This is a genomic window from Pseudomonas sp. BS3767 (assembly GCF_900099665.1).
GTDB lineage: Bacteria > Pseudomonadota > Gammaproteobacteria > Pseudomonadales > Pseudomonadaceae > Aquipseudomonas > Aquipseudomonas cerasi.
The window spans coordinates 130,371-154,555 of sequence record NZ_FNCX01000009.1 but is presented as its reverse complement, the minus strand read 5'-3'; the positions used below and the strand labels follow the sequence as shown (position 1 = coordinate 154,555).

At 58.1% G+C, this 24,185-nt stretch carries 21 protein-coding genes; 16 read left to right on the top strand and 5 right to left on the bottom strand.

Translation table 11 applies throughout. The annotated features are described in order from the left end of the window. The first annotated feature begins 41 nt into the window (after positions 1-41). The 14 genes from mtnA (at position 42) to BLR16_RS22820 (ending at position 18,289) form a co-directional block, all read left to right on the top strand. A complete protein-coding gene (mtnA, locus tag BLR16_RS22885) occupies positions 42-1,118 on the top strand; it encodes an S-methyl-5-thioribose-1-phosphate isomerase (protein WP_003434400.1) in 1,077 nt (358 codons plus the stop codon). A 304-nt stretch (positions 1,119-1,422) separates the two neighbouring features. Further along, complete coding sequence (gyrA, locus tag BLR16_RS22880; RefSeq protein WP_074808929.1) at positions 1,423-4,209, top strand: DNA gyrase subunit A; 2,787 nt, start codon at positions 1,423-1,425, stop codon at positions 4,207-4,209. A gap of 204 nt (positions 4,210-4,413) precedes the next feature. Continuing rightward, positions 4,414-5,499: a 3-phosphoserine/phosphohydroxythreonine transaminase gene (gene serC / locus BLR16_RS22875; RefSeq protein ID WP_003369720.1), complete on the top strand. Its 1,086-nt coding sequence runs from the start codon at positions 4,414-4,416 to the stop codon at positions 5,497-5,499. Beyond that, positions 5,499-6,593 carry a prephenate dehydratase gene (gene pheA, locus BLR16_RS22870; protein WP_003369723.1) on the top strand — a complete coding sequence of 365 codons (1,095 nt, stop codon included), beginning with the start codon at positions 5,499-5,501 and terminating at the stop codon, positions 6,591-6,593. The genes serC and pheA overlap by 1 nt, the downstream gene beginning before the upstream one ends. 57 nt (positions 6,594-6,650) lie before the next feature. Then, positions 6,651-8,255, top strand: a complete 1,605-nt coding sequence (locus tag BLR16_RS22865; RefSeq protein WP_044309742.1) for a prephenate dehydrogenase/arogenate dehydrogenase family protein — start codon at positions 6,651-6,653, stop codon at positions 8,253-8,255. Continuing rightward, positions 8,252-8,941 (top strand): (d)CMP kinase, encoded by a 690-nt coding sequence (gene cmk / locus BLR16_RS22860; protein WP_002554563.1) that lies wholly within the window; start codon positions 8,252-8,254, stop codon positions 8,939-8,941. The genes BLR16_RS22865 and cmk overlap by 4 nt, the downstream gene beginning before the upstream one ends. 121 nt (positions 8,942-9,062) lie before the next feature. Continuing rightward, the gene (gene rpsA, locus BLR16_RS22855; RefSeq protein WP_002554562.1) at positions 9,063-10,754 is read left to right on the top strand and encodes a 30S ribosomal protein S1; all 1,692 of its coding nucleotides are present in this window, start codon (positions 9,063-9,065) and stop codon (positions 10,752-10,754) included. Between the two features lie 322 nt (positions 10,755-11,076). Beyond that, a complete protein-coding gene (gene ihfB, locus BLR16_RS22850; RefSeq protein WP_003369729.1) occupies positions 11,077-11,373 on the top strand; it encodes an integration host factor subunit beta in 297 nt (98 codons plus the stop codon). A 24-nt stretch (positions 11,374-11,397) separates the two neighbouring features. Beyond that, on the top strand, positions 11,398-11,640 hold the full coding sequence (locus BLR16_RS22845) for a lipopolysaccharide assembly protein LapA domain-containing protein (RefSeq protein ID WP_003369732.1): 243 nt from the start codon (positions 11,398-11,400) through the stop codon (positions 11,638-11,640). A 413-nt stretch (positions 11,641-12,053) separates the two neighbouring features. Beyond that, positions 12,054-13,487, top strand: a complete 1,434-nt coding sequence (locus tag BLR16_RS22840; RefSeq protein ID WP_058417422.1) for an MBL fold metallo-hydrolase RNA specificity domain-containing protein — start codon at positions 12,054-12,056, stop codon at positions 13,485-13,487. A gap of 198 nt (positions 13,488-13,685) precedes the next feature. Beyond that, positions 13,686-14,666 (top strand): UDP-glucose 4-epimerase family protein, encoded by a 981-nt coding sequence (locus BLR16_RS22835; protein ID WP_072364836.1) that lies wholly within the window; start codon positions 13,686-13,688, stop codon positions 14,664-14,666. Continuing rightward, complete coding sequence (locus BLR16_RS22830; RefSeq protein ID WP_074808925.1) at positions 14,659-15,669, top strand: MraY family glycosyltransferase; 1,011 nt, start codon at positions 14,659-14,661, stop codon at positions 15,667-15,669. Before BLR16_RS22835 ends, BLR16_RS22830 begins: the two co-directional genes overlap by 8 nt. A gap of 104 nt (positions 15,670-15,773) precedes the next feature. Next, entirely contained in the window at positions 15,774-17,768 is a 1,995-nt protein-coding gene (locus BLR16_RS22825) for a polysaccharide biosynthesis protein (RefSeq protein ID WP_003434424.1), read from the top strand. A gap of 158 nt (positions 17,769-17,926) precedes the next feature. Beyond that, entirely contained in the window at positions 17,927-18,289 is a 363-nt protein-coding gene (locus tag BLR16_RS22820) for a ComEA family DNA-binding protein (protein WP_003369742.1), read from the top strand. 102 nt (positions 18,290-18,391) lie between these two features. On the opposite strand, the gene BLR16_RS22815 is transcribed toward BLR16_RS22820, so the two are convergent. Both BLR16_RS22815 and BLR16_RS22810 read right to left on the bottom strand, forming a co-directional pair. Further along, positions 18,392-18,961 carry a TetR/AcrR family transcriptional regulator gene (locus BLR16_RS22815; RefSeq protein WP_003369744.1) on the bottom strand — a complete coding sequence of 190 codons (570 nt, stop codon included), beginning with the start codon at positions 18,959-18,961 and terminating at the stop codon, positions 18,392-18,394. Between the two features lie 120 nt (positions 18,962-19,081). After that, positions 19,082-19,873: a TlpA disulfide reductase family protein gene (locus tag BLR16_RS22810; RefSeq protein WP_074808923.1), complete on the bottom strand. Its 792-nt coding sequence runs from the start codon at positions 19,871-19,873 to the stop codon at positions 19,082-19,084. A 415-nt stretch (positions 19,874-20,288) separates the two neighbouring features. Here BLR16_RS22810 and BLR16_RS22805 point away from each other — a divergent pair, with 415 nt between their 5' ends. Then, on the top strand, positions 20,289-21,566 hold the full coding sequence (locus tag BLR16_RS22805; protein WP_003369750.1) for an aromatic amino acid transport family protein: 1,278 nt from the start codon (positions 20,289-20,291) through the stop codon (positions 21,564-21,566). A 72-nt stretch (positions 21,567-21,638) separates the two neighbouring features. Here the strand turns inward: BLR16_RS22805 and BLR16_RS22800 are convergent, their stop codons facing one another. The 3 genes from BLR16_RS22800 to BLR16_RS22790 form a co-directional block, all read right to left on the bottom strand. Then, positions 21,639-21,845: a hypothetical protein gene (locus tag BLR16_RS22800; RefSeq protein ID WP_002554553.1), complete on the bottom strand. Its 207-nt coding sequence runs from the start codon at positions 21,843-21,845 to the stop codon at positions 21,639-21,641. Positions 21,846-21,968: 123 nt separating this feature from the next. Beyond that, positions 21,969-22,451 carry a GreA/GreB family elongation factor gene (locus BLR16_RS22795; protein WP_003369752.1) on the bottom strand — a complete coding sequence of 161 codons (483 nt, stop codon included), beginning with the start codon at positions 22,449-22,451 and terminating at the stop codon, positions 21,969-21,971. A 3-nt stretch (positions 22,452-22,454) separates the two neighbouring features. Continuing rightward, positions 22,455-22,853: a hypothetical protein gene (locus BLR16_RS22790; RefSeq protein WP_074808922.1), complete on the bottom strand. Its 399-nt coding sequence runs from the start codon at positions 22,851-22,853 to the stop codon at positions 22,455-22,457. A 159-nt stretch (positions 22,854-23,012) separates the two neighbouring features. Between BLR16_RS22790 and earP the strand changes: the two genes are divergently transcribed. Next, on the top strand, positions 23,013-24,149 hold the full coding sequence (gene earP, locus BLR16_RS22785; protein WP_074808918.1) for an elongation factor P maturation arginine rhamnosyltransferase EarP: 1,137 nt from the start codon (positions 23,013-23,015) through the stop codon (positions 24,147-24,149). Positions 24,150-24,185: the final 36 nt, after the last annotated feature.

Genomic DNA, 24,185 nt, shown 5'->3' with positions numbered 1-24,185 from the left:
CTTTTGATGCTGGGTTTCGGATGTTCAAGATGGAGTTGGCGATGCGCGATCGACTGTTGGCTGCGGAGAAGGTTAAGGCCATCGATTGGCGGGACGACGCTCTGTACCTGCTGGACCAGCGGGTACTGCCGTTCGAGGAAGTCTGGCACCGCTATACCACCGCCGAGGGAGTCGCCGAAGCGATTCGCACGATGGTCGTGCGCGGGGCTCCGGCTATCGGCATCAGTGCCGCCTATGGTGCGGTGCTGGGCGCACGTGCGCGTATTGCGCAAGGTGGAGACTGGTATCCGGCGCTGGAAGAGGACATGCAGTTGCTGGCCGATTCGCGCCCGACTGCAGTGAACCTGTTCTGGGCGCTGAACCGGATGCGTGATCGTCTGATGCGCGTGAAGGACGGCGATGACCCGCTGGCGGCCCTCGAGGCCGAAGCCGTGGCGATTCACCTGAGCGACCGCGAGGCCAATCTGACCATGGCGCAGCTGGGCGCCGACCTGATCCGCAAGCACCAGGGCAATCTGCAGACGGTGCTCACCCACTGCAATACCGGGGCGCTGGCCACGGGCGGCTTCGGCACGGCGCTGGGCGTGATTCGTGCGGCGCATCTGGAAGGCATGATCGAACGGGTCTACGCCGACGAAACCCGGCCCTGGCTGCAGGGCTCGCGGCTTACCGCATGGGAGCTGGCCAACGAGGGCATCCCGGTGACGCTGAACGCAGATTCCGCCGCCGCGCACCTGATGCGCACCAAGGGCATCACCTGGGTCATCGTCGGCGCCGACCGCATCACGGCCAACGGCGACGTGGCGAACAAGATCGGCACCTATCAGCTCGCCGTTGCCGCCATGCATCACGGGGTGCGCTTCATGGTGGTCGCGCCGAGTTCGACCATCGACATGGAAATGGCCAGTGGCGACGACATCATCATTGAAGAGCGCGACGGCCGCGAATTGCTCGAAGTGGGCGGCCAGCGGGTCGGCGCCGAGGTCGAGGCTTTCAATCCGGTATTCGATGTGACGCCGGCAGACCTGATCGACGCCATCGTGACCGAAAAGGGTATTGTCGAGCGTCCCGATACCGCGCGCATGGCTCAATTGATGAGCCGCAAACACCTTCACTGAGGCCGGCAGGCCCACCCCATCGCCGCTGTGCAATGCGGCTGGACGGGCCTGTAAGCCTTTCTCAGGCGTGTTATGCGTGTGCGGCTCGCTTTCAGCGCCTGCAAAGGATGTGAGCGCCTCGGCGATTGTGGTAATATCCGGCGGTTATCGGGGACACTGATTGTGGTCGCCCATGCTGCGTAGATTCATGGCATAACTCGTTGATTTGTCGTAAGTCGCTGCCCTGCACATGCTGGCAGCGGCGAGCTTCGTATACCCCGAATGGGTTTGCGAGGTTTCACCAGAAAAAGGAATCAGGCTTCTCATGGGCGAACTGGCCAAAGAAATCCTCCCGGTCAATATCGAAGACGAGCTGAAGCAGTCCTACCTCGACTACGCAATGAGCGTAATCGTCGGTCGCGCACTGCCCGATGCACGCGATGGCTTGAAGCCCGTGCACCGGCGCGTGTTGTTCGCAATGAGCGAGCTGGGTAACGACTGGAACAAGCCGTACAAGAAATCCGCCCGTGTGGTTGGTGACGTGATCGGTAAGTATCACCCGCACGGCGACACGGCGGTGTACGACACCATCGTTCGTATGGCTCAGCCATTCTCGCTGCGCTACCTGCTGGTAGACGGTCAGGGCAACTTCGGTTCGGTCGACGGCGACAACGCCGCCGCCATGCGATACACCGAAGTGCGTATGACCAAGCTGGCGCACGAGTTGCTGGCCGACCTGCACAAGGAAACCGTGGACTGGGTGCCGAACTACGACGGCACCGAGATGATCCCGGCGGTCATGCCGACCCGTATTCCCAACCTGCTGGTCAACGGTTCCAGCGGTATCGCCGTGGGCATGGCGACCAACATTCCGCCGCACAACCTCGGTGAAGTCATCGACGGCTGCCTGGCGCTGATCGACAACCCCGAGTTGACGGTCGACGAGTTGATGCAATACATCCCCGGCCCGGATTTCCCGACGGCGGCGATCATCAACGGTCGCGCTGGCATCATCGAGGCCTATCGCACAGGCCGCGGACGCATTTACATGCGTGCCCGCTCCATCGTCGAAGACATCGACAAGGTTGGCGGTCGCCAGCAGATCGTCATCACCGAGCTGCCTTACCAGCTGAACAAGGCGCGTCTGATCGAGAAGATCGCCGAGCTGGTCAAGGAAAAGAAACTCGAAGGCATCACCGAACTGCGCGACGAGTCCGACAAGGACGGTATGCGCGTGGTCATCGAGCTGCGTCGTGGCGAAGTGCCTGAGGTTATCCTCAACAACCTGTATGCCCAGACCCAGCTGCAAAGCGTTTTCGGCATCAACATCGTTGCCCTGATCGACGGTCGCCCGCGCATCCTGAACCTCAAGGACCTGCTGGAAGCCTTTGTTCGTCACCGCCGCGAAGTGGTGACCCGTCGTACCGTGTTCGAACTGCGCAAGGCGCGCGAACGTGGCCACATCCTTGAAGGTCAGGCGGTTGCGCTGTCCAACATCGACCCGGTCATCGCCCTCATCAAGGCATCACCGACACCTGCCGAAGCCAAGGAAGCGCTGATCAAGACGCCTTGGGAGTCGAGCGCAGTGGTCGAGATGGTCGAGCGTGCCGGTGCCGATTCGTGCCGCCCCGAGAACCTCGATCCGCAATACGGTCTGCGTGAAGGCAAGTACTTCCTGTCGCCGGAACAGGCTCAGGCCATTCTGGAACTGCGTCTGCACCGCCTGACCGGTCTGGAACACGAGAAGCTGCTGGGCGAGTACCAGGAAATCCTCAATCAGATCGGCGAGCTGATCCGCATCCTCAACAGCGCGACGCGCCTGATGGAAGTGATCCGCGAAGAGCTGGAACTGATCCGCTCCGAATACGGCGATGCCCGTCGCACCGAAATTCTCGATGCGCGTCTGGACCTGACGCTGGGTGACCTGATCACCGAAGAAGAGCGCGTGGTCACCATTTCCCACGGCGGTTATGCCAAGACTCAGCCACTGGCGGTCTATCAGGCTCAGCGTCGTGGCGGCAAGGGCAAGTCGGCCACCGGCATCAAGGATGAGGACTACATCGCTCACCTGCTGGTCGCCAACAGCCACACCACGCTGCTGATGTTCTCCAGCAAGGGCAAGGTCTACTGGCTCAAGACCTACGAGATTCCGGAAGCGTCGCGCGCTGCCCGTGGTCGTCCGCTGGTCAACCTGTTGCCGTTGAGCGACGGCGAATACATCACCACCATGCTGCCGGTCGATCTCGAAGCCATGCGCAAGCGTGCCGATGAAGAAGGCGAGGCCCTGGAAGGCGAGCTGGACGACGCGGAAAACAGCAGCGAGACCGAAGAGGAGCGCAAGGCCCGTATCAAGGCTGCCGACAAGAAGAAGGCTCCGTTCATCTTCATGTCCACCGCCAACGGTACTGTCAAGAAGACCCCACTGGTTGCATTCAGCCGTCAGCGCAGCTCGGGCCTCATCGCCCTTGAGCTGGACGAGGGCGACATCCTGATCTCTGCGGCCATTACCGATGGCGAGCAGGAAATCATGCTGTTCTCCGACGGTGGCAAGGTGACCCGCTTCAAGGAATCCGACGTGCGCGCCATGGGCCGTACCGCTCGCGGTGTTCGTGGCATGCGTCTGCCAGAAGGGCAAAAGCTGATTTCGATGCTGATCCCGGAAGAGGGCAGCCAGATTCTGACCGCTTCCGAGCGCGGCTACGGCAAGCGTACGGCCATCTCCGAGTTCCCCGAGTACAAGCGTGGTGGTCAGGGCGTCATCGCCATGGTCAGCAACGAGCGTAACGGCCGTCTGGTCGGTGCGGTTCAAGTGCTCGACGGCGAAGAAATCATGCTGATTTCCGACCAGGGCACGCTGGTTCGTACCCGCGTCGGCGAAGTCTCCAGTCTGGGTCGTAACACCCAGGGCGTTACCCTGATCAAGCTGGCCAGCGACGAGAAGCTGGTCGGTCTGGAGCGTGTTCAGGAGCCGTCGGAAGCCGAAGGCGAAGAGCTTGAAGGCGAAGAAGTTATCGATGGCGTGATCGTCGATGCCGCTGAAGCTGAAGTGGACGATGCCGGTGAAGACCTGCAGGCAGATGCTGCGTCAGACGAAGACGAACCACAGAACTAAGCGGTAACGTAAATCAGGTAAGGGCTGGCTCGTCTGTGCATGCATCTGCATTCCAGGCAAGTCCAGCCCTTGCGGTATTCGGCCAGCCCTGCGGCCGGAGCAAGATTCCCGCAAGGAGCTGCCAGTCGCTGCGGCGTCTGTCTGCTCGTGGCAAGCAACCAGAAACAAGCGCGTACAGACCCAACGTATTTGACGAGAGTGGATATGAGCAAGCGAGCCTTTAACTTCTGCGCAGGTCCTGCTGCGCTTCCTGAAGCTGTTCTGCTGCGTGCCCAGGCGGAACTCCTCGACTGGCACGGCAAAGGCCTTTCCGTCATGGAAATGAGCCACCGCAGTGATGAGTTCGTCTCCATTGCCACCAAGGCCGAGCAGGATCTGCGTGACCTGCTGTCCATTCCTTCGAATTACAAGGTGTTGTTCCTGCAAGGCGGTGCCAGCCAGCAGTTCGCCCAGATTGCGCTGAACCTGCTGCCTGAAAACGGCAAGGCCGATTACATCGACACCGGCATCTGGTCGCAGAAGGCTATCGACGAGGCGTCACGCTATGGCGCAATCAACGTCGCGGCCAGCGCCAAGGCCTACGATTACTTTGCCATTCCCGGCCAGAACGAGTGGAAGCTGTCCAAGGACGCGGCTTACGTCCACTACGCGCCGAACGAAACCATTGGCGGTCTGGAATTCAACTGGATTCCGGACACCGGCGACGTTCCGCTGGTTGCCGACATGTCTTCGGACATCCTCTCGCGTCCAGTGGACATCTCGCGTTTCGGCATGATCTACGCTGGCGCCCAGAAGAACATCGGCCCCAGCGGCATCGTGGTGGTGATCATTCGCGAAGACCTGCTGGGCCGCGCGCGCTCGCTGTGCCCGACCATGCTCGACTACAAGGTCGCTGCCGACAATGGCTCGATGTACAACACGCCGCCGACCCTGGCCTGGTACCTGTCCGGGCTGGTCTTCGAATGGCTGAAAGAGCAGGGCGGTGTCGAAGCGATCGGCAAGCGCAACGAAATCAAACAGCGCGCGCTCTATGACTTCATCGACGCCAGCGAGCTGTACAGCAACCCGATCAACAAGCCTGATCGTTCGTGGATGAACGTACCGTTCCGTCTGGCTGACGATCGTCTCGACAAACCGTTCCTGGCCGGTGCCGATGCAAACGGCCTGCTCAACCTCAAGGGCCATCGCTCGGTAGGCGGCATGCGTGCATCCATCTACAACGCGATCGATATCAACGCCATCAACGCGCTGGTGGCCTACATGAAAGACTTCGAGAAGGAGCACGGCTGATGTCCGAGCAAGAACTCAAGGCGCTTCGCGTCCGTATCGACAGCCTCGATGAAAAGGTTCTGGAACTGATCAGCGAGCGTGCCCGCTGTGCCCAGGAAGTGGCCAGGGTCAAGATGTCCTCGCTGGCGGAAGGCGAAGTGCCTGTGTTCTACCGTCCGGAGCGCGAAGCTGCGGTGCTCAGGCGAGTCATGGACCGCAATCGTGGTCCGTTGAGCAACGAAGAGATGGCGCGTCTGTTCCGCGAAATCATGTCTTCCTGCCTCGCATTGGAGCAGCCGCTCAAGGTCGCCTATCTCGGGCCTGAGGGGACGTTCACCCAGGCCGCGGCGATGAAGCATTTCGGTCACGCCGTCATCAGTCTGCCGATGGCTGCAATTGACGAAGTGTTCCGCGAAGTGGTCGCTGGTGCCGTGAATTTCGGTGTGGTTCCGGTGGAAAACTCCACCGAAGGCGCGGTCAATCACACCCTCGACAGCTTTCTCGAACACGACATGGTGATCTGCGGCGAAGTCGAACTGCGCATTCACCACCATCTGCTGGTGGGCGAAAGCACCAAGACGGAAAGCATCACGCGCATTTATTCCCATGCCCAGTCACTGGCCCAGTGCCGTAAATGGCTGGATGCCCATTACCCGAATGTCGAGCGCGTCGCCGTTGCCAGCAACGCCGAAGCCGCCAAGCGGGTCAAGGGCGAGTGGAACTCGGCGGCCATCGCTGGCGATATGGCGGCAGGTCTGTATGGCCTGACCCGTCTGGCGGAAAAGATCGAAGATCGTCCGGACAACTCCACACGCTTTCTCATTATCGGCAATCAGGAAGTCCCGCCGACCGGCGATGACAAGACCTCGATCATTGTGTCGATGAGCAACAAGCCGGGCGCGCTGCACGAGTTGCTGGTGCCGTTCCACGAGAATGGCCTGGACCTGACGCGTATCGAGACCCGTCCTTCGCGCAGTGGCAAGTGGACCTACGTGTTCTTCATCGACTTCGTCGGCCATCACAAGGATCCGCTGGTCAAGGCCGTGCTGGAGCAAATCAGCAGCGAAGCCGTGGCCTTGAAGGTGTTGGGTTCCTACCCGAAGGCGGTTCTCTGAAGGTGCGGTCCATGATTCGTTTGTTTTTTACCTTGGCAGGCTGTCAGGTGTGTTCGCGTGGTTGATGTGATTGCAGAACAGTCGGTACGGCCCGTGATCGGTCGTCTGGTGGTTGTCGGGCTCGGGCTGATCGGCGGTTCCTTTGCCAAGGGTGTGCGTGAAAGCGGCCTGTGCCGCGAGGTAGTCGGCGTCGACCTTGACCCGCAGTCGCGACACCTGGCGGTCGAGCTGGGGGTTGTGGACCGTTGCGAGGCAGACCTTGCCACCGCTTGCCGTGGCGCTGATGTGATTCAGCTGGCGGTGCCGATACTGGCAATGGAAAAGCTGCTTGCCCTGCTGGCACCGATCGATCTGGGTCATGCCATTCTGACCGATGTCGGCAGCGCCAAAGGCAATGTGGTGAGGGCTGCGCGTCAGGCGTTCGGGCACATGCCGTCGCGCTTCGTGCCCGGCCATCCGATTGCCGGTTCCGAGCAGAGCGGCGTCGAGGCCTCCAATGCGGCGCTGTTTCGTCGCCATAAGGTCATTCTCACGCCGCTGGCTGAAACCGATCCTCACGCGGTGGCGATTGTCGACCAGTTGTGGTCAGCCCTGGGGGCCGATGTCGAGCACATGCAGGTCGAGCGCCACGACGAGGTGCTGGCTGCCACCAGCCATCTGCCGCACCTGCTGGCATTCGGTCTGGTCGATTCGCTGGCCAAGCGCAATGAAAACCTGGACATATTCAGGTATGCAGCAGGCGGGTTTCGTGACTTCACGCGCATCGCAGGCAGCGATCCGACCATGTGGCATGACATTTTCATGGCCAATCGTGATGCCGTACTGCGCACTCTGGACAGCTTTCGCACCGATCTCGACGCCTTGCGCGACGCTGTGGATGCTGGCGACGGCGCGCAGTTGATGGACGTATTTACCCGTGCGCGCGCAGCGAGGGAGCACTTCGGCAGAATCCTCGCCAGCCGTGCCCGTGTCGACACCGCACCCGGCGAGCCTCGTGCCATTCACGGCGGGTCTGCGGAGGGTGTCAGTCATCGCATCAAGGGGCCGGTGGATGTGACGTCTGCGGTGCTGTTCATGGTCGCGACGTCGATCAGTGAAGGCTGCGACCTGTTGCTGGAGGACGTTCCCGTCAGTTCATCGTGCGAGGGTGCAATCGATATTTTGCGCCTGATGGGCGGCGATATCGTGCTGCAGAACGTCCGCAAACTGGCGGGTGAAACGGTCGCTGATCTGCACGTTCGCTCGACCCGGCTCAAAGGCGCTGACATCCCCGAAGCGCTGGTGCCGCTGGCACTGAATGCATTTCCGGTGCTTCTGGTTGCCGCAGCCTGTGCAGAAGGGCGTACCATTCTGCGCGGCGCGCAGGCCCTGCAAGCCGATGAGTCGGAGTGCGTCAGGCTGATGGCTGACGGTTTGCTGGCTCTCGGCATCGAGGCCGAGCCCGTGCTGGATGGCATCATTATCGAAGGCGGTGTGCCGGGTGGCGGCGAGGTTGATGCTCGCGGTGATCAGCGTATCGTCATGGCGTTTCGCGTTGCATCGTTGAGGGCTTCGGCGCCCATCCGTATTCAGGCGTGCGCGGATGCCGCCGCATTGTTTCCCCATTTTCTGGCGCTGTGCGCTCAAGTTGGCATGCGTGTAGCGCAAGAGGACAAAAAGTGAAAATCAAAGCTCCTGTTATTACCATCGACGGACCCAGCGGTTCCGGAAAGGGCACGGTCGCCGGATTGCTGGCCAGGAAACTCGGTTGGTGCCTGCTCGACTCCGGTGCGTTGTATCGCCTGCTGGCTTTCGCGGCGCGCAATCACGGTGTCGACCTGACCAATGAAGAAGCGCTCAAGCTCCTGGCCGCTCATCTGGATGTTCAGTTCGAGGCGACTGCGGCAGGGCAGGGGCAGCGCATCATTCTTGAAGGCGAGGACGTCACTCACGCCATTCGCAACGAGCAGGTCGGCAGCGGCGCATCGCAGGTGGCCTCGCTGCCGGCGGTGCGCGATGCGTTGCTGTTGCGCCAGCGCGCGTTTCAGGAAGAGCCGGGTCTGGTCGCGGACGGTCGCGACATGGGCACCGTGGTCTTCCCGGATGCACCGCTGAAGATATTCCTTACCGCCAGTGCCGAGGAGCGTGCGCGTCGACGTTACTTGCAGTTGAAGGCCAAGGGCGATGATGTTAGTCTGTCGAGTCTGCTAGATGAGATATGTGCACGCGACGAGCGTGACACCCAGCGAGCGGTAGCCCCGCTGAAGCCGGCGCATGACGCCATACAGCTGGATTCCACTGAATTGTCCATCGAACAGGTGCTGGAACGCATTCTGAGTGAAATCGCGCTTCGCGGTATTGCCGGATGACGAAGAAGCGTGTGGGAGACCAGTCATAGTCCCGCAGGCTTTCTTTTACTTGAACGAAACCCACGTTGTCTGGAGCGTGGCAGATGGGCGTATCCTTCGCCCTTGATCAACAGGAATTAAAATGAGCGAAAGCTTTGCAGAACTTTTTGAAGAAAGCCTAAAGACCCTCAACCTTCAGGCCGGTTCGATCATCACCGCGATCATCGTTGATATCGATTACCAGGCAGGTTGGGTTACGGTTCACGCCGGTCTGAAATCTGAAGGCCTCATCCCGCTGGAACAGTTCCACAACGACGCTGGCGAGCTGACCATCAAGATCGGTGATGAAGTTCACGTTGCGCTGGACGCGGTCGAAGATGGCTTTGGCGAAACCAAGCTGTCCCGCGAAAAAGCCAAGCGTGCCGAGTGCTGGATCGTTCTGGAAGCGGCTTTCGCAGCTGAAGAAGTGGTCAAGGGCGTTATCAACGGTAAGGTTAAAGGCGGCTTCACTGTCGACGTTAACGGCATCCGTGCGTTCCTGCCTGGTTCTCTGGTTGACGTCCGCCCTGTGCGTGACACGACTCACCTGGAAGGCAAAGAGCTCGAGTTCAAGGTCATCAAGCTGGACCAGAAGCGCAACAACGTTGTCGTTTCCCGTCGCAGTGTCCTGGAAGCCGAGAACAGTGCCGAGCGCGAAGCTCTGCTCGAGTCCCTGCAGGAAGGTCAGCAAGTCAAGGGTATCGTCAAGAACCTCACCGATTACGGCGCATTCGTCGATCTGGGTGGCGTCGATGGCCTGCTGCACATCACCGACATGGCCTGGAAGCGTATCAAGCATCCATCGGAAATCGTCAACGTTGGCGACGAGATCGATGTCAAGGTCCTGAAGTACGATCGCGAGCGCAATCGTGTTTCCCTGGGTCTGAAGCAACTGGGTGAAGACCCATGGGTTGCTATCAAGGCTCGCTACCCGGAAAGCACCCGCGTTACCGCGCGTGTTACCAACCTGACCGACTACGGCTGCTTCGCAGAGCTGGAAGAAGGCGTGGAAGGCCTGGTACACGTTTCCGAAATGGACTGGACCAACAAGAACATCCACCCTTCGAAAGTCGTTCAGGTTGGCGACGAAGTGGAAGTCATGGTTCTGGACATCGACGAAGAGCGTCGTCGTATCTCCCTCGGCATCAAGCAGTGCAAATCCAACCCATGGGAAGATTTCTCTGGCCAGTTCAACAAGGGCGATAAAATCTCCGGCACCATCAAGTCGATCACCGATTTCGGTATCTTCATTGGTCTGGACGGCGGCATCGACGGTCTGGTTCACCTGTCCGACATCTCCTGGAACGAAGTGGGCGAAGAAGCCGTACGTCGCTTCAAGAAGGGCGACGAGCTCGACACTGTGATCCTGTCGGTTGATCCTGAGCGTGAGCGTATCTCGCTGGGTATCAAGCAGCTGGAAAGCGATCCGTTCTCCGAGTACGTCACTGTCAATGACAAGGGCGCGATCGTTCGCGGTATCGTTAAGGAAGTTGACGCCAAAGGCGCCATCATCACTCTGGCCGACGACATCGAAGCGACCCTCAAGGCTTCCGAAATCAGCCGTGACCGCGTTGAAGACGCGCGTAACGTTCTGAAGGAAGGCGAAGAGATCGAAGCCAAGATCATCAGCGTTGACCGCAAGAGCCGCGTAATCAGCTTGTCCATCAAGTCGAAAGACGTTGAAGACGAGAAAGAAGCGATCCAGAGCCTGCGTAGCAAGCCTGAAGTCGCTGAAAGCACTGGTCCTACCACTATCGGTGACCTGCTGCGCGCGCAAATGGAAAAACAGAACTAAGTTCTGCTTGACCAAAAAAAGGACGACTTCGGTCGTCCTTTTTCGTTTCTGCCGTTCAGGCCCTACAGGTTCGGGTGCGCCTCGCTTGCTCTTACCGCACAGTGTGAGTCGCTAAACGTCTCCAGTAGCCTCTCAGGCCGTCTCGTTTCGCCTATTGCTCAAGCTCCCTTCCCGTATCTGTCTCCTGTCATGTCGCTGTAATCTGTTCATGCCTGGTTAGACGGTATTGAACATAAGTCAATAGATGGGCTGTTCAAATTCATCCGGTCATGCTAAAACCTTCCAAGCGCTGATCTAGCTGCTTGAAAAAGAAGGGAAAAATATGACGAAGTCGGAGTTGATCGAACGAATTGTCACCCATCAAGGGCTGCTCTCATCCAAGGATGTCGAGCTGGCCATCAAGACCATGCTTGAACAAATGTCCCAGTGCCTGGCAACCGGTGACCGAATCGAGATTCGGGGCTTTGGCAGCTTTTCGCTGCATTACCGTGCACCACGGGTAGGGCGCAACCCGAAGACCGGACAATCGGTCAGTCTCGATGGCAAGTTTGTTCCGCATTTCAAGCCGGGCAAGGAGCTGCGGGATCGGGTCAACGAGGATGAAGAAGAGGGCCTTTAAAGCCATCCACCACAGGATTACCAGATGCGTATCTTCAAACGAGTCATTCTGATCGTCGCCGTGTTGCTCGCTGTTTTGGCAACAACCGTGTTTGTGCTTGAGAACCGGCAGTCTGTTGCCGTGACGTTTTTCGGTTGGTCGGCGCCTCAGCTCCCTCTGGCATTGCCTGTTGTCCTTGCGTTGCTCTTGGGCATGGTCATCGGCCCGATACTGGCATGGATAGCCAGTCTTCGTAAAAAGCGCACACCTTCCCCTCGCTCTGTCTGAGCAGCGTCGATCATGCGTCGTCGGAGATTGATCTGGCGACACGATAGCGCGCGTTTTTTACCCCTTTCTGTTCAATAAAGCCGCATGCGATGCTTCGGGGCTGGCGTGCTTCGTTGTGCCTTCGCGCGTTTTTATCGAAAAAAGAGCCTTATAGTTTTGTCAGTTTATTCTTCGCTTATATAGAGAATAGTTGCTCAGGCGTGTAGGAATATTCGCTTTTTTAATTCGTGTACCCATTTTAAAGGGGGTGCGGGTTATATTCATTTTCAGTGTTGATTACTGCTGCCCTGACTGCCTTGTGTCAAGGCTTGAAAATGAATCGTTCAAGTGCAGAATGCGCCGAAACTTAATGTTCAGACCTGCTGCCGGATGTACCGCGTATTCAGAGCAGGCTGGCAAGAAAAGGTGACTGCATGTCTTATCCGCAAATCATTCATCACGGCGCTGTCGATACAGTCACGGGTTCGTGTCATCAATTGCACATGGATGCATCGAGCAGCCTGCTGATTGACTGCGGGTCGGTGCAGGAGCGCGGCAGGCAGTCCGGGACCGCTTCATTCGGATTCGACCCGGAGGCTGTCAGAGCGTTATTGATCAGCCATGTGCACAATGACCATGTCGGGCGCATTCCAGAGTTGCTGGCATCCGGTTACAAGGGGCCGATACTGTGCAGTGAGCCCAGTGCCCACCTGTTGCCACTGGTCATGGAAGATCTTCTGAAAATCGAATTTGCACACGACCCCGGGCAAGTCGGACGCTACCTGGATGTCATCAACAAGAGAATCATCGCTCTGCCATTCGATGAATGGTTCAGCCTGGTCGACAACGAATCCCTGCATTGCCGGGTCCGTTTGCAGCGTGCCGGGCACATACTGGGATCTGCCTATATAGAATGCGATCTTCAATACCCTGCACAAACGCGTTCTGTGCGCGTGGTGTTTTCCGGTGACCTGGGGGCGAGTCATACGCCGTTTCTGCCTGCGCCGAAGCCGCCCGAGCGCGCGGATGTGCTGGTGCTGGAAAGCACCTATGGCAATCGTGTTCACGAAGATCGCAGCACTCGTCAGCAAGGGCTTGAGCGCATCATAGACAAGGCGCTGGAGGATAACGGCACCGTCCTGATACCGGCATTCAGCATCGGCCGAACCCAGGAATTGCTCTACGAGCTGGAAGACATACTGCGACGCAAGATGCCATCGAATCATGCCGTCGAAAACGGTAGGCAGCCGGGTGACGGTGATCCGGACTGGTCGAGGTTGCCGATCATCCTTGATTCGCCTCTGGCGAGTCGCTTTACCAAGGTCTATCAGTCGTTTGAAGACTACTGGGATGAGGGCGCGCGGTTAAGGCTCGACGTCGGCAGAAAGCCGTTGGGCTTCGAACAACTGGTTACCGTCGACACCCATGAGGAACATCTGCGCACTGTCAATTACCTGGCCAGTACGGCGCGTCCGGCCATCGTGATTGCCGGTAACGGTATGTGTGCCGGAGGCAGGATCGTCAATTACCTGAAAGCCATGCTCGGTGACACACGGCATAACGTGGTATTTGTCGGCTATCAGGGCAAGGGAACGCCGGGCGAGGCCATTCAGTTGCACGGCCCGTCGGGCGGCTATGTAGAGCTGGACCGCGAGCGCTTCGATATAAATGCCGGGGTCCACACCGCAAAAGGCTATTCTGCCCACGCTGATCAGGTCGAACTGGTCGAGTTCGTGACGGGGATGAAAGAGTGGCCGACGCAGATCAGGCTGGTGCATGGCGAGGCGGCCGCGAAAAAGGTTCTGGGCAATATTCTGAGTCGCAAGTACTCGCTCAAGAAACGCCCGTTGGAACTGTTTATCCCTTGAAGGCGCGATGAGCACGTTAGTTGTCGGCTGATGCGGTAATCGAATTCTTGCAAGTGAGTGCCAATGCATGATTATCGTGCATTGTCCCTGGGGTACGTTGAACGTCATCGTGAAAGTTATAAAATGGTTTGAACATATTTCAGTTGTCAAAACGCGTTACTTAAGCAATATTTGGCCGATTTGGAAGGGCGTGTTTGCATGAGCGGTGATGTTGCATTGGTTGCAATAACAGGTGCGACAGGTTTCGTGGGCAGTGCTGTGGTTCGCCGACTGATCGAACGCACAGGCTGCTCTGTGCGGGTTGCGGTCCGGGGCGCCTATGCTGCTTCCGACTCGCGCATCGATGTTGTCAGTGCACAATCATTGGCGCCGGACAATCAATGGGCAAGTTTTGTAACCGGCGCGGACGTGGTGATTCATTGTGCTGCCCGGGTGCATGTACTCAACGAGACCGCTGACGCTCCGGATCAGGAATACTTCCGCGCCAATGTCACCGCAACGCTGAATCTGGCCGAGCAGGCCGCAGCGGCAGGCGTCAGACGCTTTATCTTTATCAGTTCCATCAAGGCCAATGGCGAGTCTACGCTTCCGGGCGCGCCATTCAATGCGAGCGACCCGTGCAATCCACTGGATGCCTATGGCGTGTCAAAGCACAGGGCCGAAGAGGGCTTGCGCGAGTTGTCTGCCCGCACCGGTATGCAGGTGGTGATCATTCGACCGGTATTGGTCTATGGTCCGGGGGTCAAGGCGAACTTCAGAAGCATGATGCGCTGGCTGGACAAAGGGCTGCCGTTGCCGCTCGGGGCCATCGATAATCGTAGAAGCCTGGTGGCGGTGGATAACCTGGCAGACCTGGTGACGGTCTGTGTCGATCATCCTGCTGCGGCTGACCAGACGTTTCTGGTCAGTGACGGTGATGATCTGTCCACGGCCAGGCTGCTGCGCGAAATGGGCAAGGCTCTGGGCAAACCTGCCCGGCTGCTGCCGGTGCCGACCGTGCTGTTGAACGCGGCTGCAGCACTGTTGGGCAAGAAGGCTTTTTCACAACGGCTGTGCAACTCGCTGCAGGTCGATATCAGTAAAACCTGTACGATGCTGGATTGGCTTCCACCTGTGAGTATTGAACACGCCATGCAGGACACCGCTCGATATTATCTGGAACACGACAAGCATGATTGAGTGGCTGTCGGTCATCGCTATTGCCTTTCTGTCTCTGATTCTAACGGCGTTGTTGCGCAAGTATGCGCTCGCCAAAAGTCTGATCGACATTCCAAACGCTCGAAGTTCGCATTCCATACCCACGCCCAGAGGTGGCGGCGTTGCCATCGTCATCACTTTCGTCATGGCGATGGCTTTGCTGGGGTGGGCCGGCTATCTGCCTTGCTCTGCGCTTGTTGCCATCGTCGGTTCGGGCGGCTTGGTGGCGGTGATCGGTTTCATGGACGATCACGGGCATATCGCCGCACGATGGCGCCTGCTGGGGCATTTTGCTGCGGCTGCATGGGCCTTGTTCTGGCTGGACGGTCTTGCCCCGCTTGACGTCATGGGCTGGACGGTCGACCTGGGGCCATTCTGGCAAGTACTCGCGGCGTTCTATCTGGTGTGGATGCTCAACCTTTACAACTTCATGGACGGAATAGACGGTATCGCCGGTATCGAGGCGGTCACTGTATGCCTGGGCATGAGCATCATCTATGCCTTGGATGGCCACGCCGGACTGTCCTGGGAAGTGCTCATGCTGGGCGCTGCCGCAGCAGGTTTCCTCTACTGGAACTTCCCGCCGGCGAAGATATTCATGGGCGACGCGGGCAGCGGCTTCCTCGGGATAGTGCTCGGTGTGCTATCCATTCAGGGTTCCTGGGCCTCACCTCAGTTATTCTGGTCCTGGTTGATTCTGCTGGGAGTGTTTATCGTCGACGCGACCGTGACCCTCGTGCGACGCCTGTTACGCAAGGAAAAGCTCTACGAGGCACATCGCAGCCACGCGTATCAGTTTGCGTCGCGTCATTACGGCCGGCATGTGCCGATTACGCTTGCAGTGGGGCTGATCAATCTTGTCTGGTTGCTGCCGATTGCACTATGGGTTGCGCTGGGCGATGGAGAAGGGCTTATATGGGCGGTAGTTGCTTACTGCCCGCTGATTCTACTGGCGCTGAGGTTCCGCGCCGGCAAGGCAGAATAAGGTAACGAAGTGTTTTTCTGGTTGTCTCAGACACGTAGCTGTTTCACAGGTACCGATTTCAGATCATGTTGCAACCGGTAGCATAACGGAGCATTAAAAAATTGATGAGCAGGTTGCGGACCAGATTACTGGCTCTACCACGCCGCAAAAAACGAATAATTCAGGTGGCTGCCGACGTCCTGTTGGTCTGGCTGGCTCTATGGATGGCGTTTGTCGTACGACTGGGTATCGATGAGCTGATCAATCCGCTCGAGAAGCACACGTGGCTGTTCATCAGTGCGCCCGTTGCGGCTATCCCGCTGTTCATCCGGTTCGGCATGTATCGCGCAGTGATGCGCTATTTCGGCAATGATGCGCTGATTGCCATCATCAAGGCCGTGACGATGTCGTCGCTGATCCTTGGGTGCATGGTCTACGTTTACAGTAACCACCAGCAATTGGTCCCGCGTTCGGTGATCTTCAATTACTGGTGGCTGAGCATGGTCATGATCGGCGGTCTGCGACTGGCCATGCGGCAGTATTTTCTCGGCGACTGGTTCGCTGCGGCGCAGCACGTACCTTTCGCCAAGAGCGACAACGGTTTGCAGAAGGTTGCCATCTACGGCGCTGGCGCTGCGGGAAACCAGTTGGTCGCCGCATTGCGCATGGGCCGTCTGATGCATCCGGTGGCGTTCATCGATGATGATGAATCGATTTCCAACCGGGTTATTTCCGGTCTTCAGGTCTACAAACCGCGAAACATCCAGCGAATGATCGATTCCACGGGGGCTCAGGAAATCCTCCTGGCAATCCCTTCATCGTCGCGTGGACGTCGTCGGGAAATCCTCGGTTTTCTGGAAGGCTTTCCGCTGCACGTACGAAGCGTTCCGGGCTTCATGGATCTGGCCGCTGGCAGGGTCAAGGTCGATGACCTTCAGGAAGTCGACATTGCAGACCTTCTGGGGCGCGATGCAGTCCCGGCCCGCGATAACCTGCTTGAGCACTGCATCAAGGGCAAAACGGTGCTGGTGACCGGCGCTGGCGGCTCCATCGGCTCCGAGCTGTGCCGACAGATATTGCTGCTGCAGCCTACCCAGTTACTGTTGCTGGACCACAGCGAGTTCAATCTCTACAGCATTCTTTCCGAGCTTGAACAGCGCTCGGCCCGTGAGTCACTTTCGGTGAAATTGCTGCCCATACTCGGTTCGGTGCGCAACCACCCCAAATTGCTGTCGATCATGAAAACCTGGAAGGTCGACACGGTCTATCACGCTGCGGCCTACAAGCATGTGCCCATGGTCGAGCACAATATCGCCGAAGGCGTCATCAACAACGTTGTGGGCACGCTCAATACCGCCCAGGCGGCGTTGCAGGCAGGCGTGTCCAACTTTGTCCTGATCTCTACCGACAAGGCGGTCCGCCCGACCAATGTAATGGGCAGTACCAAGCGTCTCGCCGAATTGATATTGCAGGCACTGAGCCGCGAAACCGCACCAGTGATCTTCGGCGACAAGGCCAATGTCTATCAGGTCAACAAGACCCGCTTTACCATGGTTCGCTTTGGCAATGTGCTTGGCTCGTCCGGTTCGGTGATCCCGCTGTTCCACAAGCAGATCCAGTCAGGCGGGCCGCTGACGGTGACGCATCCCAAAATCACCCGCTACTTCATGACCATCCCCGAAGCCGCTCAGTTGGTCATTCAGGCGGGCTCCATGGGGCATGGCGGCGACGTTTTCGTTCTCGATATGGGTGAGCCGGTCAAGATTGTCGAACTGGCCGAGAAGATGATCCACCTGTCCGGTCTGGCCATTCGCTCGGAGAAAAATCCGCACGGTGATATCTCCATTGAGTTCACCGGGCTGCGTCCTGGCGAAAAACTCTATGAAGAGCTGTTGATCGGCGACAACGTGGTTGCCACCGAGCACCCGATGATCATGAGTGCAAACGAAGATTGCCTGCCGTGGGATGTGTTGAAAGGCCGCCTGACAAAACTGCTGGACGCGGTCGACCGCGACGATTACACCAGTGTGCGTCAGTTGCTGCGCGAAACGGTAAACGGTTATACGCCAGAGGGCGAAATCGTTGACTGGATGTATCAGGAACGCAGCGGCGAAACGTGATTTCATCAGCACCGCCGGGGCTCTGGGCAGAGGCGGAAATACGTTGAACGATCCGGCAACAGGCAGCAACGCTCGAGTGCTTTTCCAGGAGGGGACGCTGGTCTAAGTTTCAGGCACAGCATGTGGATGCTGCCTTGAACTGCTATGGAGCTTTATCTATGCGAACCCCTATTTTCAGTGCCCTGATCTTTGCCTTGCTCACCAGTGCCTCGGTTGCGGTCAATGCCGCCCCTGTGTCTCAGCCCGCCACATCGGCGCCCTCGGTATCCCATTTGCCGATGATGGAGGACACCGCGCCCACTGCGGCGCATGAGCAACGCAAGGACAGGGTCAATCTCAATACTGCCGATGCGCAAACACTGCAGAAAGAACTGGCGGGTATCGGGAAGAACAAGGCCGATGCCATTGTGGCTTACCGGGAAGCCAACGGTGAGTTCACGTCGATTGATGAGTTGATAGAGGTCAAGGGGATCGGCAAGGCCATTCTGGAGAGGAATCGCGAAAAACTTGCGATCGACTGAACAGCGTTTCAGCCAGTAAAAACACAGGCCGATCAATGATTGGCCTGTGTTTTTATAAACTCTCGCTGAGACGCTCCCCGCGAAAGTGTCTGTACCAGAGGGTCAGTTGGTGCTCTTTTTTATCTCCTGTTTGAGATAGTCGCGGGTCGTGTCCAGAATGCGCTGTGACAGCTCCTCGTCAAAAGCGCTGCGGGCGAGTGCCAGACCACCCACCAGTGCGGACAGCACCGGCAGGCTTTTGGACTCCATTCCATTCTCCGCGAGGGGCTTGTCGAACTGCTCCAGCAGGTGAAGGATGATTTTATCCGTCGTCATGCTGGGCTGATCGCGCTGGCCCAGTTCCAGGCACATGGTCGGTAACGGGCACCCCCCGTCCTCCGCATCGCGGCTGGCTATCGATAGGTAGAGATCAATGAATTCACTGAGCGAGTCCTGTCTGGCGAAAACGTCGCTGGTGATTCCTTTTACATTGTCGAGGGCGTGACTCAATGCCTGTTCAACAAGATCATCCTTGGATTTGAAATGCGCGTAGAACCCGCCATGGGTCAAGCCAAGTGCCTTCATCAAAGGTTGCAAGCCCGTAGCACCAATGCCGTCACGACGGAAGCGCATGGACGCTTCCTTGACAATGCGTTGGTGCGTTTGGGCCTTATGATCGAGCGCGTAACGCATGCGCTGAGTCTCCAGAGAGGGCCAATGTGTCAGCGCATTTATACATGGATAGGTGAAACGTTGCAGCAGGCTTTCGCTCGCAATGAGAACTTCAGCTCAATCAGTCAGGTGAATACCTGACTATTTATCCAGATAATGAGTGAGGCTGGCTCTGGACAATTCGCCCAGATGGCTACCGATCAGGCGTCCGTCCGGCGAATAGAAGAGAGTGGTGGGCAGCGCCGCCGAACCGACCTGGCGGGCGAACTCGCCTTCCGGATCCAGAAAACTGTTGCTCAGCACCAGTTGCTGTTTGGACAGATAGTCGCTGACTGTCCCGGCGCTTTCGGCCTGATTGACGAACAGAAACGTAATGTCCTTGCGTTCCCGTTGCATATCGCGCAGCACCGGCATTTCGCGGCGACACGGAGGGCACCAGGTGGCCCACAGGTTGATGACCACCGATTTGCCCCGGTAGTCGGACGCCCTGACCGGCTCGCCAGTCAGCGTCCGAAGTGTTGTATCAGGCAGTGAAATACGCTTTTGATAATGATCCAGAATCAAGCCGCCCGATACCCAGATCACCAGTCCGATGCCCATCCCGAACGTCAGGGCGCGACGCTGTTCGGGACGGCGCCAGCCGATGATCAAGGCGCCCAGCAGGGCGCAGATAACCCCGGGCCAGACCAGAAAGCCGCCATCACGGATGTCCAGTGCCTTCCAGGGAGTGTCGCTGTACTGTGCGAAATAGGTCAGGACGAACGCGATACGTGCGCTGGCTACACCCAGAATGAAGAGTCCGAACACGGCGGTCTTTCTGGACAGGGTATGCCGGACAAGCCGCGCCTCTATCCAGGTGGCCGTCATCAAGGCGCCCAACAACAACAGGTGGGGTATCGCGAGGGCGAACGGCCCGGCGTTGATGCTCAACATCGTTTTGGGTCCTTGAAGGGGTTTTTGCCGGGATCACATTCAGCTGCCGGTGCGCTTATCTGCCTGACGACCATCCATTGCGCACTGCACAGGCGCGGCATGGTATCGCTGTCGGCCCCTCCAGGAAAACGCAGAACTGTTCCCGGATGTTAGGCCGCGTGGGCGGCTTGATTGAGCCTGTAAGCTGTTGAAACACTAATTCCTCGACAAGAGGTCGACCGTCCTCCAGCCCTTTGTACAAAAGGCGTGCGCTCGAATGCCGACTTGTTGTGGAAGAAACTATTGTCCTACAAGCCTTTGACTTCTGGCGTCAATCCCGGAGAATCTCGCCCGCTGTTTTCGAGGGGGGCGCTGAACTGCCGGTTTTTTCGATGCGTTTCCCTTTTTGATAAACCGGCCACGGAGAGTCGACCGGATGAATGATCAGGCTAATGGCGTCGTAGAACGTCTGGATGTAGCTCCCGAGAGCATCGCGTCGTGGAATCGTAATGACACGACCTGGATGCTCGGATTGTTCGGTACCGCCATCGGTGCGGGTACCCTGTTTTTGCCAATCAACGCAGGTATCGGCGGTTTCTGGCCATTGATGGCGCTGGCGCTGCTGGCGTTTCCCATGACCTTCTACGCCCACCGCGGGTTGACGCGCTTTGTGCTGTCAGGGCGTGAAGGTGCCGACATCACCGATGTGGTCGAACAGCATTTCGGCAAGAGTGCCGGTGCGATGATCACCTTGTTGTACTTCTTCGCAATCTTCCCGATCCTGCTGATCTACAGCGTGGCCCTCACCAACACCGTTGGCAGTTTTCTTGAGCATCAGTTGCACATCACGCCACCGCCACGCGCCGCACTGGCGTTCGTGCTGATCATGGGCCTGCTGGCCGTGGTGCGTTGCGGCGAGCGGTTCATCGTCAAGGCCATGAGCCTGATGGTTTACCCGTTCATCGTCGCTCTGTTGTTTCTCGCGGTATTCCTCATCCCGCACTGGACCGGCGGCATTCTGAGTACCGCTACGACGTTCCCCGAGCTATCGGCGTTCATACCTACGCTGTGGCTGGCCATCCCGGTGATGGTGTTCTCTTTCAACCACACACCGATCATCTCGGCCTTTGCCGTTGATCAGAAGCGCCAGTATGGTGAAAACGCAGAGGTACGCAGCTCGCAGATTCTGGCCCGCGCCCACGGTCTGATGGTGGTGATGGTGCTGTTCTTCGTGTTCAGTTGCGTGTTGACACTGTCACCTGCTCAACTGGCCGAGGCCAAGGCGCAGAACATTTCAATCCTGTCCTACCTGGCCAACCACTTCAATAACCCGACCATCGCCTTTGTCGCACCGCTGATTGCGTTCGTGGCTATTTCCAAGTCGTTTCTGGGTCATTACATCGGTGCAAGCGAGGGCTTGAAAGGCCTGGTTCTGAAAGCGGGTCGTCGTCCTGCACCCAAGGCGCTGGACCGTATGACCGCGGCGTTCATGCTGGTGGTGTGCTGGCTGGTGGCAACGCTTAACCCAAGCATTCTGGGCATGATCGAAACCCTGGGCGGGCCGGTGATTTCGGCTCTGCTGTTCCTGATGCCGATGTACGCTATTCACAAAGTCCCGGCCATGCGCAAATACGCTGGCGCATGGTCCAACTACTTTGTGGTTGCCGCCGGTGTGGTGGCGATTTCGGCACTGATCTTCTCGCTGGCCCGCTGAATCCGGCAAGCGAAACCTCCTGGTCTGCGCCGATTCAACGGCGCAGACTTTGATCAGGTTATGCGATCGTGATCAATCCACTGGCTCGGGATACAGCGGCCTGGACAAGTGCATGATGCTCGCATAGTCGTAAACGTACTGCCGTCCCGCATGGCTGGTCGAACGCAGTTGGTCGATCAGTTGTCGTTCTTTCTTGTTCAAGTATCTCAACGCCGGATCTTGGCTGGACTTCAGGCGATCACGTTCATGGGCGTCAGGGAATGCGATGACGTTCGTCATGAAAAATCTCCTTGGGTTTTAGTCCTTGTTTGCTTTGATGTTGCCCCGGTTGCGGTGGTGATGGCGACGGTTCACCTTACCCACAAAAACTTGATGCGATCAACCCTGTAGATGGCGGGTGTGTCACAACGTTTGTGTGATCTCGTAGGATTGTCGGCTGCCGTTGATGACAATCTGTACAGCATCGTCTTCGAATTTGCCCAGCAGGTTCTGCCCGAGGGGGGCTCTGGCAGTAATGACGGTGACCAGTTGATCACCTGCGCTGACCTTCAGCCCGGCAGCATCGGGGCCGAGGAACAGATAGTGTGTCTGCCCGCCCGCATCCTCGACAACTATCAGATCACCGGTCTGAATACCGCGCGATTCATCGAATGGCTTGAGCGACCATTTTCGATAAAGTGCCAGCGACTGACGAATTTCCTCGACGCGGCGTGCCTGTCCGGCTGCCAGATAAGAGGCCTCCAGCCCTAGCGTGTCGTACTTGTTCTCGGCGATGTTCTCTTCGTGGGTTGCCGTTTCGTAGGCGGTCTGCGCCGCTCGTTCGGCGATGTCCAGATCGATGTTCAGTTTATCGATGATCAGTTGCAGTACATCCCGTTTATTCATGGTTCATCCGCAGTACTGATCGATGCTGGCACGGCTTTTCTCGCTTGGTGCGGTGCGATCCTGCTGTATCCAGAAATCACACTTCGAACGGTTGAAGGTACGCTGTTGTTGCTCCTGAGCCTGTTCACGCGCCTGACGGGCCTCGCTTTCACGCAGGCTTTGCTCATATTTGCGAAACATCTCGGTCTCCGGCGCAGACGGGGAGGCGGCATTTTGCGCGGGCGGTGCAGTCAACTGCGCGGCGGCATTGTCCAGCGCCTGGGCCTGGGTCGGTGGCAGGCTTTTGTAGTAGAGCAGGGCGGTCAGAAACACCGCCAGGGCGCCCAGCCAGATGCCCAGCGCAATGCACACGATCAATTTCAACGACACGTACAGGTCGCGACGGCGGGTGGGAAATGACATGGCTGAACTCCTTGCAGGCCAACAGATGTGATTGTGCCATGCCTGATGCCCAGGCATGAAAACTGTGCAGCATGTTTGCCTGGCGGCACCAGGCTGGTGACAACGTGCCGTTCTGAACGACAATCAGCGTTTTTTGCCATCCAGCCTCAGGGAGTCAGGATGAAAGCCTCGTGGGATATTTTTTGCAGCGTAGTCGACAACTACGGTGATGCGGGTGTGACTTGGCGGCTGGCGCGCCAGCTGGCTGCCGAGCACGGCCTGCAGGTGCGTTTATGGATCGATGATCTGTCGGCTTTCGTTCGCTTGTGCCCCGGTGCAGATCCACAGGCCCGGCAACAGTGGCAAGAGGGCGTGAGCGTCTGCCAGTGGCCGACCGACTGGGTGAGTACCGATATTCCTGACGTGGTCATCGAAGCCTTCGCCTGCCGCTTGCCGACGCGCTACACCGAATCGATGCTGCAGCGTTCGCCAAGGCCGCTGTGGCTGAATATCGATTACCTCAGCGCCGAAGACTGGGTGTCCGGCTGCCACGGCCTGCCTTCGCCACAGTCGAACGGTTTGAAGAAGTTCTTTTTCTTCCCGGGCTTTTCCGAGGCCACGGGTGGGTTGCTGCGCGAAGCAAACCTGATCGAGCAGCGTCAGGTGTTTCAGCGAGACATGGCTGCGAAACAGGGCTTTCTGAAGGGGTTGGGTATCGAAGCGTTGGCCGAGGCGCGGTTGATCTCGGTATTTGCCTATGAAAACCCCGCGCTCGGCAGTTGGCTTGACGTCCTGGCCAGCGACAACCGGCCGACGCATCTTCTGGTGCCGGAGGGACGCATTCTCGGCGACCTGCAGCGCTGGCTGGGTATCGACGATCCGCTGTACGCCGGGTTCATTCAGGTCCGCGGGGGGCTGACGGTTCAGGTCCTGCCGTTCATCCGTCAGGAGCTTTACGACCAACTGCTCTGGAGCTGTGATTTCAACATTGTGCGCGGCGAGGACTCGTTCGTGCGTGCGCAGTGGGCGGGGCGGCCGATGCTCTGGCACATCTATCAGCAGGAAGAAGACGCGCATCTGCCCAAGCTCGATGCGTTTTTAACGCTCTACCTCGCGGGTCTTTCCCCGGCGGCCGCTCAAGCGGTGAATCAGTTCTGGCAGCGCTGGAATGTCGGCGGCGACCTTGGCGAGTGTTGGACGGCACTGGCAGAACACTGGCCGCAGATCGAGCGACATGCCGAACGCTGGTGCCAGCAACAAGCCGCACAGACTGATCTTGCCACGGCGCTGGTGCAGTTTTATGTAAATTCGCTATGATACGCGGCCTTGATACAAGGCTCTGTACGAAAAAGG